This window comes from Pseudomonas cichorii (assembly GCF_015471405.1).
In the GTDB taxonomy this organism is placed as follows: Bacteria; Pseudomonadota; Gammaproteobacteria; order Pseudomonadales; family Pseudomonadaceae; genus Aquipseudomonas; species Aquipseudomonas serbiensis.
On sequence record NZ_BLVZ01000004.1, the window covers coordinates 173,026 to 190,132 of the forward strand.

At 58.8% G+C, this 17,107-nt stretch carries 16 protein-coding genes; 2 read left to right on the forward strand and 14 right to left on the reverse strand.

Going from position 1 to position 17,107, the window contains the following annotated elements; all coding sequences use genetic code 11:
• Positions 1 to 95: 95 nt before the first annotated feature.
• Both JL015_RS06895 and JL015_RS06900 read left to right on the forward strand, forming a co-directional pair.
• Positions 96 to 509 carry a DUF4398 domain-containing protein gene (locus JL015_RS06895; RefSeq protein WP_201017912.1) on the forward strand — a complete coding sequence of 138 codons (414 nt, stop codon included), beginning with the start codon at positions 96 to 98 and terminating at the stop codon, positions 507 to 509.
• A gap of 59 nt (positions 510 to 568) precedes the next feature.
• On the forward strand, positions 569 to 1,351 hold the full coding sequence (locus JL015_RS06900; RefSeq protein WP_201017913.1) for an OmpA family protein: 783 nt from the start codon (positions 569 to 571) through the stop codon (positions 1,349 to 1,351).
• Positions 1,352 to 1,411: 60 nt separating this feature from the next.
• Here JL015_RS06900 and JL015_RS06905 read toward each other — a convergent pair whose 3' ends face one another.
• From JL015_RS06905 to JL015_RS06970, 14 genes are all read right to left on the reverse strand, one after another.
• Positions 1,412 to 1,726, reverse strand: a complete 315-nt coding sequence (locus JL015_RS06905) for a hypothetical protein (RefSeq protein ID WP_201017914.1) — start codon at positions 1,724 to 1,726, stop codon at positions 1,412 to 1,414.
• The gene (locus tag JL015_RS06910) at positions 1,719 to 2,633 is read right to left on the reverse strand and encodes an alpha/beta hydrolase (protein ID WP_201017915.1); all 915 of its coding nucleotides are present in this window, start codon (positions 2,631 to 2,633) and stop codon (positions 1,719 to 1,721) included. The genes JL015_RS06905 and JL015_RS06910 overlap by 8 nt, the downstream gene beginning before the upstream one ends.
• An 80-nt stretch (positions 2,634 to 2,713) precedes the next feature.
• A complete protein-coding gene (locus tag JL015_RS06915; protein WP_201003643.1) occupies positions 2,714 to 3,991 on the reverse strand; it encodes a flavohemoglobin expression-modulating QEGLA motif protein in 1,278 nt (425 codons plus the stop codon).
• A gap of 33 nt (positions 3,992 to 4,024) precedes the next feature.
• Positions 4,025 to 4,570, reverse strand: coding sequence for a hypothetical protein (locus JL015_RS06920; protein WP_201003645.1), 546 nt, complete (start codon positions 4,568 to 4,570; stop codon positions 4,025 to 4,027).
• Positions 4,571 to 4,594: 24 nt separating this feature from the next.
• Positions 4,595 to 5,320 carry a TetR/AcrR family transcriptional regulator gene (locus JL015_RS06925; protein WP_201017916.1) on the reverse strand — a complete coding sequence of 242 codons (726 nt, stop codon included), beginning with the start codon at positions 5,318 to 5,320 and terminating at the stop codon, positions 4,595 to 4,597.
• Positions 5,321 to 5,602: 282 nt separating this feature from the next.
• Positions 5,603 to 7,105: a lysine--tRNA ligase gene (lysS, locus tag JL015_RS06930; protein WP_201003649.1), complete on the reverse strand. Its 1,503-nt coding sequence runs from the start codon at positions 7,103 to 7,105 to the stop codon at positions 5,603 to 5,605.
• Positions 7,106 to 7,199: 94 nt separating this feature from the next.
• Positions 7,200 to 8,295, reverse strand: a protein-coding gene (gene prfB / locus JL015_RS06935) for a peptide chain release factor 2 (RefSeq protein WP_201017917.1) whose coding sequence is annotated in 2 segments (ribosomal slippage) — positions 7,200 to 8,222 and positions 8,224 to 8,295 — 1,095 coding nt in all. Because the reading frame shifts where the segments join, the coding sequence is not laid out codon by codon here.
• Positions 8,296 to 8,406: 111 nt separating this feature from the next.
• Entirely contained in the window at positions 8,407 to 9,414 is a 1,008-nt protein-coding gene (locus JL015_RS06940) for a response regulator (protein ID WP_201017918.1), read from the reverse strand.
• Between the two features lie 45 nt (positions 9,415 to 9,459).
• Positions 9,460 to 10,470, reverse strand: a complete 1,011-nt coding sequence (locus JL015_RS06945) for a chemotaxis response regulator protein-glutamate methylesterase (RefSeq protein WP_201003655.1) — start codon at positions 10,468 to 10,470, stop codon at positions 9,460 to 9,462.
• Complete coding sequence (locus JL015_RS06950) at positions 10,467 to 12,857, reverse strand: hybrid sensor histidine kinase/response regulator (protein WP_201017919.1); 2,391 nt, start codon at positions 12,855 to 12,857, stop codon at positions 10,467 to 10,469. The genes JL015_RS06945 and JL015_RS06950 overlap by 4 nt, the downstream gene beginning before the upstream one ends.
• Positions 12,854 to 13,543, reverse strand: a complete 690-nt coding sequence (locus tag JL015_RS06955) for a chemotaxis protein CheW (RefSeq protein ID WP_201003658.1) — start codon at positions 13,541 to 13,543, stop codon at positions 12,854 to 12,856. The genes JL015_RS06950 and JL015_RS06955 overlap by 4 nt, the downstream gene beginning before the upstream one ends.
• On the reverse strand, positions 13,540 to 14,835 hold the full coding sequence (locus JL015_RS06960; RefSeq protein WP_201017920.1) for a CheR family methyltransferase: 1,296 nt from the start codon (positions 14,833 to 14,835) through the stop codon (positions 13,540 to 13,542). Before JL015_RS06960 ends, JL015_RS06955 begins: the two co-directional genes overlap by 4 nt.
• Positions 14,832 to 15,368 carry a chemotaxis protein CheW gene (locus tag JL015_RS06965; protein WP_201017921.1) on the reverse strand — a complete coding sequence of 179 codons (537 nt, stop codon included), beginning with the start codon at positions 15,366 to 15,368 and terminating at the stop codon, positions 14,832 to 14,834. The genes JL015_RS06960 and JL015_RS06965 overlap by 4 nt, the downstream gene beginning before the upstream one ends.
• Positions 15,369 to 15,377: 9 nt before the next feature.
• Complete coding sequence (locus tag JL015_RS06970; RefSeq protein ID WP_201017922.1) at positions 15,378 to 17,000, reverse strand: methyl-accepting chemotaxis protein; 1,623 nt, start codon at positions 16,998 to 17,000, stop codon at positions 15,378 to 15,380.
• Positions 17,001 to 17,107: the final 107 nt, after the last annotated feature.

The following is a 17,107-nucleotide window of genomic DNA, read 5'->3' on the forward strand; positions in this document are numbered from 1 at the left end:
CATTACAGGAAAGCCACAAGGCAGCGGGACCACTCCCTGAAGCCTTCCGGCCAGGAAAAATGACTGTCATGGATAACCACGTTCGGAGTCTGACAATGGAGTTGATCACCATGAACACCCTTACTGCCAAATCCAAGTTCAAAAGCCTGCGCGGGCTGAAACTGGCTGCGCTGGCCCTGGGTAGCACCTTCATTCTGGCCGGTTGCGCGGGTAACCCTCCAACCGAGCAGTACGCAGTGACTCAGTCGGCCGTCAACAGTGCAGTCAGCGCTGGCGGGACCGAGTACGCCGCGGTGGAAACGAAGTCGGCCCAGGACAAACTCAAGCAAGCCGACCTGGCCATGCAGGAACATAAATACGACGAAGCGCGCCGTCTGGCCGAGCAAGCCGAATGGGATGCCCGTGTAGCCGAACGTAAATCGCAGGCCGCCAAGGCCGAGAAAGCCGTGCAGGATGCTCGTCAGGGCGTCAACGAACTACGTGAAGAAGGCCTGCGTCAGGTGCAATAAGCCCAGATCGCACTCTACGTTTTTCATGCATTGGTAATTGATTAAAGGACGATCCTATTATGCGCAAACAATTGATGATCCCTGCCCTGCTGGCCATGAGCGTAGCCTTGGCGGCCTGTGCCACTAAACCGAACCCTAATCTGGAACAGGCGCGGACCAACTTCTCGGCCCTGCAAAGCAACCCGCAAGCGACCAAGGTCGCCGCCCTTGAAACCAAGGACGCCAGCGACTGGCTGGACAAGGCTGACAAAGCATTCCGCGACAAGGAAGACGAAAAGAAAGTCGACCAGTTGGCTTACCTGACCAATCAGCGCGTTGAACTGGCCAAAGAGACCATCAACCTGCGTACTTCCGAAGCGGCCCTGCAAAACGCCTCTGCCGAGCGCGCCAAGGCTCGTCTGGACGCTCGCGATGCACAGATCGCCCAGCTCAAGAACAGCCTGAACGCCAAGCAGACCGAACGTGGCACCCTGGTGACCTTCGGTGACGTGCTGTTCGACCTGAACCGTGCCGAACTCAAGCCGGGCGCACAGGGCAACATCTCCAAGCTCGCGCAGTTCCTGCAGGAAAACCCGGATCGTAAAGTGATCGTCGAAGGCTATACCGACAGTACCGGCTCCGCCGAGTACAACCAGTCGCTGTCCGAGCGTCGTGCCAACTCGGTACGTGCCGCGCTGGTTCGTGTAGGTGTAGACCCATCGCGCATCGTCGCTCAGGGCTATGGCAAGGAATACCCGGTGGCTGACAACACCAGCAACTCGGGCCGCGCCATGAACCGTCGTGTGGAAGTGACGATTTCCAACGACAACCAGCCAGTGGCTCCGCGCTCTTCGCTGCGTTAATCGCTCGTTCGCGAATGAATTCGCTCCTACCGGCGTAGGAGCGACTTCAGTCGCGAAAGCCTATCTAATCTCCTGCCCCATACAGCGCACAGCCTGTTTCTTGTTGTTGACCAACACGCCCGACAGCCCTTTCCGGGACGTGTCGAACAGCACCAGCACCCCATCAATGCATTGCGCCACTTCCGCAGCGGGGGTCGCGGCGATCTTGTAGTCCTCCCCCGGCACGGTCTTGAGCATGGTGAAGTCACTGAGCAGCAAGGCATCTTCGGGCCTGGCAAAGTGCAGATAGCCGTAGAACCACAGGCACCCGACCGTACCGATGATGGTGCCGATGCCGGTGAGGATCAGTGGGATAAGGTTACGCTCTTCACTCATTGGGGCTCTCTGCCGGTTCGGTTTGAATAGTCGGTTGCGGGTAGTTGGGGACTTCAGCCAGACGACGCAGGCCGTTGAAATGCTCCGGGTCTTCCAGATAGCGCAGCATCACCTGACGCCAGAGCGGGTCAGAGAAGGTCTGCACGTGACCGCCACGGGTCACTTGCAACACCCGCGGCAGAGGCGCGGCCTTATAGAGACTGATGCCGTTGGAAAGTGGCACCAGGGTGTCGTCCATGCTCTGGAAGATCATCATCGGCGTGCCCTTGAGTTGCGGCAGGCCGTTGATGGCGCTGTCGGCATCGGGGATCAGCCAGGACAGCGGCGTCTTCAGCGGCCAGGTCAGCCAGGATGTGCCAAGGGTGTAGCGAGCGACATCGCGATAGCTGGCGGGCACACCGTCAAGAATCATCGCCTTCAGCTTGCTGCGCTGTTCAGGATGTTGCGACAGATAATGCACACTCAACGCGCCACCAATGCTCTGACCCAGCACTACCCGTGGCTTGCCTTGTACCTGAGGTTCGGCATCCAGCCAGTCGAATGCAGCCTGAATGTCCTGATAGATGGCCGGTATGCTCGGCGCCCCTTCGGACAGCCCGTAACCGCGATAGTCCAGCATCAGGACCTGATAACCCTGTTCGGGTAACCACCAGCTTCCACCCAGATGCCAGGCCAGGTTGCCGCCATTGCCATGCAGATGCAGCACCGTGCCCTTGACCGGGACGCCTTCCTTGGCGGGCAGCCACCAGGCATGCAGGCGAGTGCCATCGGCCGCTGTCAGCGTTACGTCACGGTATTGAAGGTGGGCCTTTTCAGGTGTGAACGGCAAACCGGGTTCCGGGTAGAACAGCATCGAACTGCAGCCTGTGAGGCTGAAGATCAACACGAGGATGCTGATCAGCTTCAAGTTGGAGGTCCTTTTGGTTTGGGTGCTTTCGCGAATGAATTCAGTCCTGCACGGCCTGCGAATTCATTCGCGAAAGGGAGCTACAGAATATTCGAATAATCGGCCTCGATACGATCCAGGCTCAGGTGGTTGAGGAAGTTGGAGAAGCACATCCAGGCCGACAGGGCGTTCATGTCGCGGAACTGGTCAGGCAGGTATTTAGGCGCGACCACCAGCCCTTCATCCACCAGTTGACGCAAGGTACGCATGTCTTCAAGGGTGGTCTTGCCACAGAACAACAGCGGGACCTGTTCAAGCTTGCCCTTGCGCACGGCCAACTGAATATAGTTGTAAACCATGATGAAACCCTTGAGGTAGGACAAGTCTTTAGTGAATGGCAGCCCGTTGGGCGTTGATCCACGGAAGACCCGGCTGGCATTGCCATAGCTCTCCGGCATGCCAAAACCCTGCTCGCGATAGAACTCGAAAACCTGCAGGAAGTCAGCCCCCTCCTCCGCCATATGAATCGCACGAGTACGGTTGGTCAGCTTGCGCAGACGGCTGGGATAGGACGCGAACGCGATGACTTCCATCAGGATGGCAAGCCCTTCCTGAGTCACGGTCGATGAGGGCGGCCCCTTGGACAGAAAGGTGCAGATCGGCTGGTTCTGGCCATTGAGCGTGGTGCCGACATGCACCAGCCCTTCATGGACTTCAAGCGCTCGCACATCGCGCTCGTTGAACATCGCGTCAGAGCGGATCTTGATGTAATCGGCACCCGCCGCCGCATCGGCAACGATACCGTCTGACTCGAACACCCGAATGGTTTCCTCGGCCTCGCCAAACACCCTGTTCAAGCGGGTTTGCAGCAGGGAAACAGCATCCTTGGCTGTCAGGATCTTGGGTTCGTCCTTCAGGTCGCCACGCCCGGCGATGTTGTTCAGATAATCCGAAAGCATCAGCCCCAGGTCGGCCAGGGTCGGATCACCGGCATGAAATGCATCGGACGCCGCGCCGTAGAGTTCCTGGGAGATCAGACCGAAATCCGGCGTGCCACGCGCTTCGAGCATGCGGATCACCATGCGGTATTCCTTGCACATGCGGCGCATGATCTGCCCGACCGGGTTGAACTGGCCCAACTGTCGAGTGATATCGCGCTCGATGTTCTGGAATTCCTGCTTCAATGCCCCGGAATCGAACCCAAGCGGGCGATTCTCGTAATAGGCACGGTCAACGGCGGGCAGTGCCTTGCCTTTGGCGGCCAGAAAATCCTTGCGTACTTTTTCGTCCCACTTCACCGCATCCAGTACACGAATCGGCGTCTGGGCAACGACGATTCGATCCGATAACCCACGAATGGTTTGCTGGTACTCGTCCACCCGGTACTCCTTGGCTGGCGGGCTGCTGCCCTACTACTTGGGTACACGCTGATAGCGTGCGACCTCCAGGAAAACATCGGAGTTGGCAGGATCGTCGAGGTAGCCGAACACCTGGTCCAGAGGACTGGTGATCAGCAGGCCTTGCCCGATCTCACTCTCCACTGACTGGCCATTGAGGTTCTTCTGATCCACCCATTGCCTGAATCGATCCAGATCCAGGTTGTAGACAACCAGTTCATGGGCATCGGTCACCTCAAAGCCAGCCATTACATGGTGAGAGCCATATTTTTCCGGCAGTTGCGCCGACAGATACCAGCGGCTGCCATGCTCGGTCACCGTAAAGCGGTACTCATCGCGATGCTTGCGATCTCCCTTACGATAGCTGACTGCCTTGTAGAGGTTGCCGCTGATACGGGAAAGTTCGAGTTCAAGCGGCTCTCCCCAGGCATTCTTGCTGGTCCATGGCCCCAACAAGTGGGCTGGAGCAGCGTCGCCTGCGGGAATGGAGTCCTCGAAGGTCACCAGACAACCGCTCAAGAACAGGAACGACAGCGCAATCAATGCGCGCCAGGCTTTCATGGTGCTCTCCTGAAAAGGGCTATCTCATTTGCGGACCGATAAATCGATCCCCAGGACCAGACGCATCTGGCGAGTGAGAATACCGAGTATTTCTTCGTCCGCATGATAGTGCGGGCCATGAAGCAGGCCCTGATATTCCATCCGCCGGATAATCCCCGTCAACACTTGAGCGTCCTGATCGGGCTGCGACGAGCCGATAACCTGCAAAAACTGACAGGTGCCTTGCAGCAATATCTTCTGGTGGGCAACGACAAGAGGCGCCAGCCCGGGATTGATCAGCGCCTCATGATGAAAGGCATGCTCGGCAATCAGGTAATCACGGCGAGTCAGCAGTTGATGCCGGATATATTCCATGGCCATGCGCGCAATATCATCGGCCAGACGTAAGCGATCGTCCGGGTTGGCGGTGCCGCGAGTCATCATTTCACGCAGGACGACTTCGGTGTTCTGCCAGAGCTTGGCCTGATAGGCAGCGCTGCGTTCGACATACTGGGCGAAGGCATCGGTCAGCAGATCATCGATGTCCTTGAAGTAATAGGTCGTGGCCGACAGCGGCACACCTGCCTCGCTCGCCACGGCCCGGTGACGCACAGCCCGCACACCATCACGAACCACGATACGCATGGTGGCATCGAGAATCTTCTGCCGACGCTGTTCACTTCCCTCCCGACTGGCCTTGCGGCCCTGATACCTGACACTCCTGGCCACGGCGGTTGCAACACCTGCGGCTCCTTCTTGAGCGATTGTCACGACGGGGGTTCCTTTGTGGTCGGTCCCTTCGCGAATGAATTTGCTCCTGCGGGGCAATGCTGATCAGTTAAGGTCGTCAATCACTTTGCGGGAGGCAGCTTGCTGGCGACTTCAGCGTACAGGCACAGAATATCTGCCGGTTTTCAGGCCTTTTTCGCCAGCAAGCTGCCTCCTACAAGTTTGTGTGTGCCTTAACTGATCGACATTACTCCTGCAGGGACTCATTCGCGAAACATGGATATAAAAAAGCCGCCCTGTTCGGGCGGCTTGTCTTGTAGCTGATTACGCTTGTGGCCGCATGTGCGGGAACAGGATCACGTCGCGGATCGACGGGGAGTTGGTGAGCAGCATCACCAGACGGTCGATACCGATACCTTCACCAGCCGTCGGTGGCATGCCGTACTCCAGCGCACGTACAAAGTCAGCGTCGTAATGCATGGCTTCGTCGTCACCGGCATCCTTGTCCGCCACCTGGGCCTGGAAACGCTCGGCCTGGTCTTCCGCGTCGTTCAACTCGGAGTAGGCGTTGGCAATTTCACGTCCACCGATGAACAGCTCGAAGCGGTCAGTGACGCTCGGGTTGTCGTCGTTGCGGCGCGCCAGCGGCGAGACTTCGAACGGGTACTGGGTGATGAAGTGCGGCTGCTCAAGCTTGTGCTCGACCAGTTCCTCGAAAATCATGACCTGCAGCTTGCCCAGCCCCTCGAAGCCCAGCACCTTGGCACCGGCTTTCTTGGCGATGGCACGGGCCTTGTCGATGTCGTTCAGGTCGTCAGCGGTCAGCTCGGGGTTGTACTTGAGGATCGAGTCGAACACCGACAGACGCACGAACGGCTCGCCGAAGTGGAACACCTTGTCGCCGTATGGCACATCGGTGGTGCCCAGAACCAGTTGCGCCAGTTCGCGGAACAGCTCTTCAGTCAGGTCCATGTTGTCTTCGTAGTCGGCGTAAGCCTGGTAGAACTCCAACATGGTGAATTCAGGGTTGTGACGAGTCGAAACGCCTTCGTTACGGAAGTTGCGGTTGATCTCGAACACTTTCTCGAAGCCGCCGACCACAAGGCGCTTGAGGTACAGCTCCGGTGCGATACGCAGGAACATTTCCATATCGAGGGCATTGTGATGCGTCTCGAACGGCTTGGCGGCCGCGCCACCAGGAATGGTCTGCAGCATCGGCGTTTCGACTTCCAGGAAGTCGCGCTTCATCAGGAAGCTGCGGATATGGGCAATGACTTGCGAGCGGACACGGAAGGTATCGCGCACTTCCTCGTTGACGATCAGGTCGACATAACGCTGACGGTAGCGCTGCTCGGTGTCGGTCAGGCCGTGATGCTTGTCCGGCAGCGGGCGCAGGGATTTGGTCAGCAGGCGCACGCTGGTCATTTCGACATACAGGTCGCCCTTGCCGGAACGGGCCAGGGTACCTTCTGTAGCGATGATATCGCCCAGGTCCCAGGTCTTGACCGCAGCCAGTGTTTCTTCCGGCAGGGTCTTGCGGTTGACGTAGACCTGGATGCGACCGGTCATGTCCTGGATCACCATGAACGAGCCACGGTTAAGCATGATGCGACCGGCAACCTTGACCGGAATCGCTGCATCGGCCAGCTCTTCCTTGGTCTTGTCAGCATACTGTTTCTGCAGATCGTTGCAGTAGCTGTCGCGGCGGAAGTCGTTGGGGAAGGCCTGACCCTTGGCGCGCTCGGCAGCAAGTTTTTCCTTGCGCAGGGCGATCAGGGTGTTTTCTTCCTGTTGCAGGGCTTGCGGGTCGAGTTGTTGGTCGCTCATGTCTTTAGATATTCCATCACAGGTTCGTTGTCCCCCGCCCTCGGCAGGGGATCGCGGGCAAGCCACTCTCACGGATCGAGGTGGCTGCGCGTTATTACAGGCCTTGCTTGAGGCTTGCGATCAGGTACTCGTCGAGGTCACCGTCGAGCACCTTGTCACAGTCGCTACGCTCGATGTTGGTCCGCAGGTCCTTGATGCGCGAGGCATCCAGAACGTAGGAGCGAATCTGATGACCCCAGCCGATGTCGGACTTGGTGTCTTCAAGCGCCTGGGACGCAGCGTTGCGCTTCTGCACTTCCTGCTCATACAAACGGGCCCGCAGCATTTTCATGGCGGTGTCCTTGTTCGCATGCTGGGAACGTTCGTTCTGGCAACTGACCACGGTGTTGGTCGGAACGTGAGTGATACGTACCGCCGAGTCGGTGGTGTTTACGTGCTGACCACCGGCACCCGAGGAGCGGTAGGTGTCGATCCGCAGGTCTGCCGGGTTAATGTCGATTTCGATGTTGTCATCGATTTCCGGCGAGACGAACACGGCCGAGAACGAGGTGTGGCGACGGTTGCCGGAGTCGAACGGGCTCTTGCGCACCAGACGATGCACGCCGATTTCGGTACGCAGCCAGCCAAAGGCATATTCACCCTTGATGTGTACGGTCGCGCCCTTGATACCGGCGACTTCACCGGCGGACAGCTCCATGATGGTCGCGTCGAAACCGCGCTTGTCAGCCCAGCGCAGGTACATGCGCAGCAGGATGTTGGCCCAGTCCTGAGCCTCGGTGCCACCGGAACCGGCCTGGATATCCAGGTAAGCGTTGTTCGGGTCCATGTCGCCACTGAACATGCGACGGAATTCCAGCTTCTCCAGCAGTTCGCGCAGGCGCTCGACTTCAGCAGCCACATCGTCGACGGCAGCCTGGTCTTCCTCTTCGGCAGACATCAGCAGCAGGTCCCTGGCGTCGGCCAGACCTGAGGTCATGTCATCCAGGGTTTCGACGATCTGCGCCAGTGAAGCGCGCTCGCGACCCAGGTTCTGTGCGTACTCGGGGTTGTTCCAGACACTTGGATCTTCGAGCTCGCGGTTTACTTCGGTCAGACGATCATGCTTGTGATCGTAGTCAAAGATACCCCCGAATGGTTTCGGAGCGCTCGGACAGGTCCTTGATGCTGTTTAGGATCGGGTTGATTTCCATGGTGGGCAGCACTCGCAGGCGAAATTTTCAAAGCCGACGAGTATACCCCAGGGATGGCACTGAAAGCAGCCCGTTGAATATGCGTTATGGCATCGGGCTGCAGACGAAACCTTAACCGCCCACCGCCACCTGGTTACGGCCACTGTGCTTGGCCAGGTACAGGCCTTTGTCGGCATCGAGAATCAGCTGTCGGCTGTTGAGGCCGTTCTGCGGTATCACCGTTGCCACGCCAATACTGACGGTCAACGTAGAACCCGGTGCCGGAGCAATGTGCGGGATGTTCATGCTCGCCACGCTCTGACGCAGTTTCTCGGCCAGCAACCGAACGCCGCCGGGCGTGGTATTGGGCAGAACCATGGCGAACTCTTCACCGCCATAGCGGGCCGGTAAATCGGACGGACGGCTGCAACTGGCACGAATCGCCTTGGCAACCTGACGCAATGCTTCGTCCCCCTCAAGGTGACCGAAGTTATCGTTGTAGGCCTTGAAGTAGTCCACATCGATCATCATCAGCGACAACTGGCTTTGCTCACGGGTCGCCCGGCGCCATTCAAGCTCCAGGTATTCGTCGAAGTGACGACGATTCGACAGGCCGGTCAGGCCATCGGAGTTCATCAGGCGTTGCAGCACCAGATTGGTATCGAGCAACTGCTGCTGGCTGACACGCAAGGCGCGATAGGCTTCATCGCGTTGTAGCAAGGTCATGTAGGAGCGCGAGTGGTAACGGATGCGCGCCACCAGTTCGATGGTGTCGGGCAGCTTTACCAGATAGTCGTTGGCCCCTGCCGCGAATGCCGCGCTCTTGATCAATGGGTCTTCCTTGGTGGAAAGCACGATGATCGGAATGTCCCGCGTCATGGGGTTGTTGCGGTATTCGCGCACCAGCGTAAGACCATCCAGACCGGGCATGACCAGATCCTGCAGAATAACCGTCGGCTTGATCTGCACTGCCTGGGCAATGGCCTGATGAGGGTCAGCGCAAAAGTGAAAGTCGATCGACTCTTCATTGGCCAGGCCACGACGCACCGCTTCACCGATCATTGCCTGATCGTCTACCAGCAGCACCATCGCCGAATTTTCGTCTGGGGTCTTCAATTCTTCGGGCTGCACTTCATGCATGATGCGTCTCCTGGTCACCTGCTGCGGGTGAATTCACCTGGAAAGTCATTGGGCGAATACCTCGGTCAGGCGAGGCGCGATAGTCTGCAACGGCAGGATTTCAGCAGCAGCGTCAATGGCAGCGGCCGCCTTGGGCATGCCGTAGACCGCAGAACTGGCCTGATCCTGAGCGATGGTCAGAAACCCCTGCTCACGCATCATTTTAAGACCTTGAGCTCCGTCTCGCCCCATGCCGGTCAATAAAACACCCACAGCATCACCATTCCAATAGCGGGCCACACTCTCGAAGAAAACATCGATAGAAGGCCTGTAGATTTCGTTTACAGGTTCGGCCGTATAAGCCAGCGTCCCGTCCTTCAACAAGCGGATATGGTGGTTGGTACCGGCCAGCAGCACCTCGCCGCGTTGTGGCGGCTCACCCTCGCGTGCCAGACGCACCGGCAACCCCGAGGCCGTACACAGCCAGTCAGCCATACCCGCGGCAAATACCTGGTCCACATGCTGCACCAGAACGATAGCCGCCGGAAAACTCGCCGGCAGCCCTTTCAATAAAACCTCAAGCGCCGCCGGGCCTCCGGCAGACGAGCCGATAGCGACCAATCCTTCACGCAAGGCAATCTTGCGCAGCGAAGGAGGCGCAGTACGTTCACGACTGGTGCGTTGCCCGATCAGCCAGCCGATATTCAATATCTTGCGCAGCAGTGGCGCCGCAGCTTCCCGAGGGTTTCCAGCGCCGATAGCAGGCGTATCCACTACGTCCAGAGCGCCATGGCCCATGGCCTCGAATACACGATGGACGTTCTGCTGACGGTCAACGGTCACAAGAACGATAGCGCATGGTGTCGCAGCCATGATCTGCCGCGTGGCTTCGACGCCGTCCATGACCGGCATTATCAAGTCCATCAGGATCAGATCCGGCGTCAGCTCGGAGCAACGTTTGACCGCTTCGGCGCCATTACCGGCTACCCAGACGATCTGATGCTCAGGCTCGAACGCCAACGCCCGGCGCAAGGCCTCTACAGCCATGGGCATATCATTGACGATGGCAATCTTCATTCTTGCGCGTCCCCTATCAATTCAGCGACGGCATCAAGCAAGGCATCGTCGTGGAAACTGGCCTTGGCCAGATAATAGTCAGCGCCCGCATCCAGGCCACGGCGCCGATCTTCTTCACGATCCTTGTAGGAAACCACCATCACTGGCAGAGATTGCAAACGAGTGTCACGACGCACCAGAGTCACCAACTCGATGCCGTCCATACGCGGCATATCGATATCGGTGATCAGCAGGTCAAAGTCCTCGGCACGCAAGGCATTCCAACCATCCATGCCATCAACGGCAACGGCCACTTCATAACCGCGGCCGACCAGCAATTTGCGCTCCAGCTCACGAACAGTCAACGAGTCATCAACCACCAGGACACGCTTGCGCGCCACATGGTCGGCTTGACGATTACGCCGGTCAATACGCTCCAGACGCCCTGTATTGAGGAGCTTTTCCACCGAGCGCAGCAGGTCTTCGACATCGATGATCAACACTACCGAACCGTCATCGAGCAGAGCGCCTGCAGAAACATCCTGAACCTTGCCCAGACGGGCATCAAGCGGAATGACAACCAGCGTGCGCTCACCGATGAACCGCTCGACAGCCACGCCGTAGACGGCATCACGCTCACGGATGACAACGACCTTGAGCGCCTCGTCGCTTCTCTGGGGTTGCGGACGATTCAACAACTGACTGGCAGAAACCAGACCGACATGGCGGTCTTCATGCCAGAAATGCTGGCGCCCTTCCAGTTGCACGATATCTTCGGGCTGCAAATCGCGCATGCGCTCGATATGCGCCAGCGGGAAGGCGTAGGCTTCGCCGCCCACCTCCACCACCAGGCTGCGCACGACCGACAGCGTCAGCGGCATTTCGATGCGGAAACGACTGCCTTCACCGGACCATTGCTGCAATTCGACACTGCCATGCATCTGGCGAACCATATGCTGCACGGCGTCCAGGCCTACACCCCGGCCGGATATCTGCGTGACCTTGTCGCGCATGCTGAAACCCGGCAGGAACAGAAAGCTCAACAGCTCTTCTTCACTCAACTGCGCAGCGGTTTCGGCAGGCGACAGCTTGCGCTCGATGATATTACGGCGCAAACGTTCAAGATCGACACCATTGCCGTCATCGCTGAGCTGCACGACCAGCAGACCCGCCTCATGGGAGGCCCGCAACTGAATCTGCCCTTCAGGGTCCTTGCCCAGCTCCTTGCGACGCTCGGGCGATTCGATGCCATGGTCCACCGCATTACGTAGCAGGTGCGTCAGGGGGGCTTCCAGTTTTTCCAGGACATCGCGGTCGACCTGGGTCTTTTCGCCCTCGATCTTCAGGCGCACCTGCTTGCCGAGTTCGCGCCCCAGATCACGCACCATGCGCGCCTGACCGTTAAGCACATCGGCGAACGGGCGCATACGGCAGGCCAGTGCAGTGTCGTACAGCAACTGGGCTCGTTGCCCAGACTGCCAGCCGAACTCATCCAGCTCAGCAGCCTGCTGCATCAGCATTTGCTGAGCCTGAGACAGAAAGTCGCGAGCCTCCTCCAAAGCCCTCTGTGCATCCGGCTCCAGACCTGTATCACCAAAACACGCTCCCAAGACCTCCAGCGCCCTGTCGCTGCTGACCTGCAGACGTTTAAGACGCTGCATTCCGGCCTGCAGGGGCTTCAAGCGTTGAGTTTCGACCAGCGCCTTGCTGGACAGATCGAGAAGGCCATTGAGCCGCTCGGCAGTAACCCGCAAGACTCGCTCGCCGCCATCGGACACCCGCCGCTCACGTGTCGCGGCAGGCGCAGGTTCCGGCTCGGCAGCAACAGGCTCGGGGGGCGGCGGCTGTTCAAGACGCAAAGCGGCAGCCAGAGCATCGAGGGATGCCTGATTGCTACCCGGCGCTGGCACCAGCAGCGGCTCGACCAGCGGTATATCGCTGGCCGTCAGCAGGTCGGGTAAAGGCTCTGACAATGAATCAGGCAATGGAACACTGACCGATCGCGCCGCTCCGACTCCCGAAGCCAGCAATGAATTCACTCGCTCGACATAGCTGTCGATATCGCTCTGCCCGATGCTGCTGTCAGTCGGTGTGGCAATGCGCATCAACAGATCGGTGCCCGACAGCAAGGCGTCGATATGGTCGGGCTGGAGCAGCAGTCGGCCCTCCTGGGCGCTGACCAGACAGTCCTCCATGACATGCGCAACGCTGACGCCATAATTGACCCCGACAATCCGCGCCGCACCCTTGAGCGAATGAGCGGCCCGCATGCAGGCTTCCAGTTGATCGGCCTGGGTCGGATTACGCTCCAGCTCCAGCAGGCCAGCACTCAACACCTGGGTCTGCGCTTCGGCTTCCAGGGTAAACAGCTCGAACAACGAAGCGTCCCGCATTTGATCTGGGGTCATGTAAGGCTCCGGTTGATGGCCGCCAACAACTCTTCTTCATCGAGCAAACGCAAGCTGCGGCCCTTCCATTGCAGGACACCGCGGGTAAATCGTGCATTGGCGTGCGTACCGGAAGCCGACGCGGCGTTCAGATGACGCTCTTCCATGGCATGGATGCCATCGACCTCATCAACGGGAACAACCACCGGCCCGCCTTGCGCGGCGATGATCAACATGCGCGGAACAATCCGCCCGGATGTAGCGACCACAGAACTGCTATCGAGCCCCAGCAGCTCGACCAGAGAAATACATGCCACCAGGGCACCGCGTACATTGGCGACCCCGAGCAAGGCACGAGAACGCTGATGGGGCAGCGAATGAATGACCTGATCGGGCGCGACCTCCGCCAGGCTGCGAGTTGCCAGCCCAAGCCACTCATCGCCCAAGCGAAAAACCAGAATCGAGCGGGTCTGGACATCACGTTGCAGTTCTATGCTTTGAAACTGATCGCGATGCTCCTGAAGCAGGGAGTAACGATCCAGCAAGCGGGTAGCCGCAGCAGAGTACACCGCACAGTTACGGCAATGAATATGCTCCTGCAATACGGGGCAGGAACGATCACCGTGAATGCCGATGCGGTTCCAGCAATCATCGATGGCCTGGGCGTCGTCGTGAGTCAGACTCGAAAGAGTGGACAGCCCCGTCATCGATTGCTTCCTTGTTTATTGGCGCCGCGCGTAGCACGGTCCTGCAAACGACGGGCACCGGCACTGTCTCCCTGGGACGCCAGCAAAGCGGCCAGTTGCGCCAGGGATTCAGGGTGCTGCGGCTGCAAGTACAGCGCCTTGCGATAGAAACCCTGAGCCTGCGACACGCTCCCCTCCACTTCGCTGAGCAGCCCCAGCCAGTAGAACACCTGAGCCACAGGCTCGTGCTGTTGCAGATAACGCTCGCACGCAGCCCGCGCCTCAACGCTTTTGCCCTCGTTGGCAAGGCTGGCAATAGTCGCCAACTGGGCCGCGACATCATCCTTGCCGGCCACGGCAGGCGCAGGCCGGGAAGGAGCAGGCGCATTGCCTGATGCAGATGAAGGTGCCGCAGGAGCGAAAGGCCGTGGAGCAGGCCGGGCCGGCTCGCGAACCGGTGGCGCCATGCTGCGGGCAATCGGTACAGGCTCGACAACTGCAGACGCACTCGCGTCGTGTCCGGGCGCATGCCTGAAAGCGAATGATTGCGCGATACCGGCAGAGCGCATGCCAACCCGGCTCAACAGATTGCCCTCGGCAGGGCCGATAAACAGCAAGCCGTCTTCTCGGGTCAGGCGCTTGAGCACCTTGAATACATGGCGCTGCGTAGGCTGATCGAAATAGATCACCAGATTGCGGCAGAACACGAAGTCGTAGGGTTCCTGCGTCGCCAGAGCAGGGTCAAGCAGATTGCCGGGCTGGAAATTCACCCGCGCACGCACCCGGTCCTCAATCTGGTAGCCATCCTCCACCGGCCTGAAAAACCGGTCGCGGAAGCCGATATCGTTGCCCCGGAACGAGTTCTTGCCATAGATACCGCGACAGGCCTTTTGAATCGACAAGGGACTGATGTCGACGGCATCGATCTTGAAATGCTGCGCGCCGATATTGGCATCGAACAGAGCCATCGCAATGGAGTAAGGCTCTTCGCCTGTCGAGCATGGCAGGCTGAGAATGCGTAACGGTCTGGCGTCGTTAAGCGTTATCAGACGCTCCAGTGCCAGCTTGCTCAGTGTCAGGAAGGATTCGGGATAACGGAAGAACCAGGTTTCCGGAACGATCACCGCTTCAATCAGCGCCTGCTGCTCTTCGGGCGAACTCAGCAGCAATTGCCAATAGGCTTCATCGTCCACGGAACGGGTGTTCTGAGAGCGTTGGCGCAACGCACGCACAATGATGGCCTCGCCTACCGACGTGACGTCCAGACCGATACGATCCTTGAGGAAACTGAAAAAGCGCGAGTCATCGCTCATGGCGCATCCTCAAGAAGCTCCAGATCAAGCGGAGGAATGGGATACAACAATTCGCGCACAGGTTCGGTCAACAGTTCCTGAACGTGAATCCATTGCAGCAGCCCTTGCTCGTCCTCTCGAACCGGCCCCAGATAAGGTGCCAGACGATTTTCCAGACCGTACTCCTTGAACTGCGAAGGCGGGCAACGCAAGGTTTCGGTCGCCTGCTCCAGGATAAGGCCCAGCAACTGAGCCGGATGTGCGGCGTCATGACGATAATGCACCAGCACCATGCGGGTGCTGGTGCGCGACGGAGCTGCCTGCCCCGAACTCAGCGCACTGATATCGATGACCGGCACGATTTCGCCACGATGGGAGAAGATCCCCGCCACCCAATGCGGCACGTGAGCGATAGCCTTGAGTTTCACACGCGGCAGCACTTCGGCGATCTCGACCGCCTCCAGCGCGTAACGCTCCTCGCCGATACGGAACAACAGAAACAGCTTGTTCACGACAGGCGCGGGGCCTTGGCGTTTGGGTGAGTGATCCATCATGGCCCGGACTCAGACTTTGAAACGCGAGACGCCACTGCGCAGCCCTACCGCTACCTGACTCAACTCGTCGATGGCGAAACTGGCTTGACGCAATGACTCGACAGTCTGACTGCTGGCATCGGCCAACTGCACCAACGCCTGATTGATCTGCTCGGCACCCGTGGCCTGGGCCTGCATCCCCTCGTTGACCATCAGCACTCGCGGTGCAAGGGCCTGAACCTGATGAATGATCTGCGAAAGCTGCTCGCCGACCTGCGTTACCTCGAACATGCCACGGCGCACTTCTTCGGAGAACTTGTCCATGCCCATCACGCCAGCGGATACCGCCGACTGGATTTCGCGAACCATCTGTTCGATGTCGTAGGTGGCGACGGCGGTCTGGTCGGCCAGACGACGCACCTCGGTGGCAACCACCGCGAAACCGCGACCGTATTCACCGGCTTTCTCGGCCTCGATGGCAGCATTGAGCGACAACAGGTTGGTCTGGTCCGCAACCTTGACGATGGTCACCACCACCTGGTTGATGTTGCCCGCTTTCTCGTTGAGGATCGCCAGCTTGGAGTTCACCAGATTGGCCGCGCCCATCACCTGATGCATGGTGTCTTCCATCCGTGCCAGCCCTTGCTGGCCGGACCCCGCCAGAACCGAAGCCTGATCGGCGGCCGAGGTCACTTCAGTCATGGTGCGCACCAGGTCGCGGGACGTGGCGGCAATTTCTCGCGAGGTGGCACCGATTTCGGTGGTCGTGGCAGCGGTTTCAGTGGCTGTAGCCTGTTGCTGGCGCGAGGTGGCGGCGATTTCGGTCACGGAAGTGGTGACCTGGACCGAAGAGCGCTGCGCCTGGGCAACCAGTGCAGTCAGCTCGGTCATCATGTCGTTGAAGCCGGTTTCCACGGCGTTGAACTCATCCTTGCGGGCAAGGTTCAGGCGCGAACTCAAATCGCCGGTGCGCATGACGTCGAGGATTTTCACGATAAGCTGCATAGGCGACATGATCGAGCGCATCAGCAGCAAACCGCAGGAGGCCGCCGCCATGAGTGCAATCAGCAGGGAAAAGACCATGCTGATCTTGGCGCTCAATACTGCGGAAACGATGTTCTCGGTCGCCCGGTCAGCCAGTTGCTTGTTGGCGACGATGATGTCGTTGAGCTGTTTGCGTCCATCGCTCCAGACCGGATTCACCTGTTCATAGAATTCGGAGCGGGCCTTGGCATAGTCGCCAGACCCATAAGCGGTATGCACTTCCTTGAGCAAACGGGCGTAGATCTCGCGCCGTTTCTCGAAGAGCGTGAAGTTTGCTCTTTCGGCATCGTCGAAAATGGAGTTCTTGTAACCGTTGATCTGGGTCTGAAGATTATCGTCAAACCCCTCGAACTGGTCCTGCTCCTGCTTGGTCAGCGGTCGCGCCCGGCCTTCACCGATGAGCTCCAGAGTACGAATGTAGCTTTCGCCCCAGGAACTGCGGACCAGAGTGCTGTAATAGACGCCGGGAAGTGCATCAAGGCGAACCTGTTCCTCGCTGGACTCAATCGACAGCAAGCGCGAATAAGACACAACCACCATCAACAGCATGATCGCAATGATGACGGCAAAACTCGCCAAAATCCTTTGGCGCAGAGTCCAGTTCTTCACAGTCAGCCCTCAAGAGTTCAACAACGGCGTCTGGCCGTGTTCAAGAAGCGGACCTACAGACGGTCCAAGCGGCCTGAGTATAGCCCAGGCTTTTATGTATTAGCGTG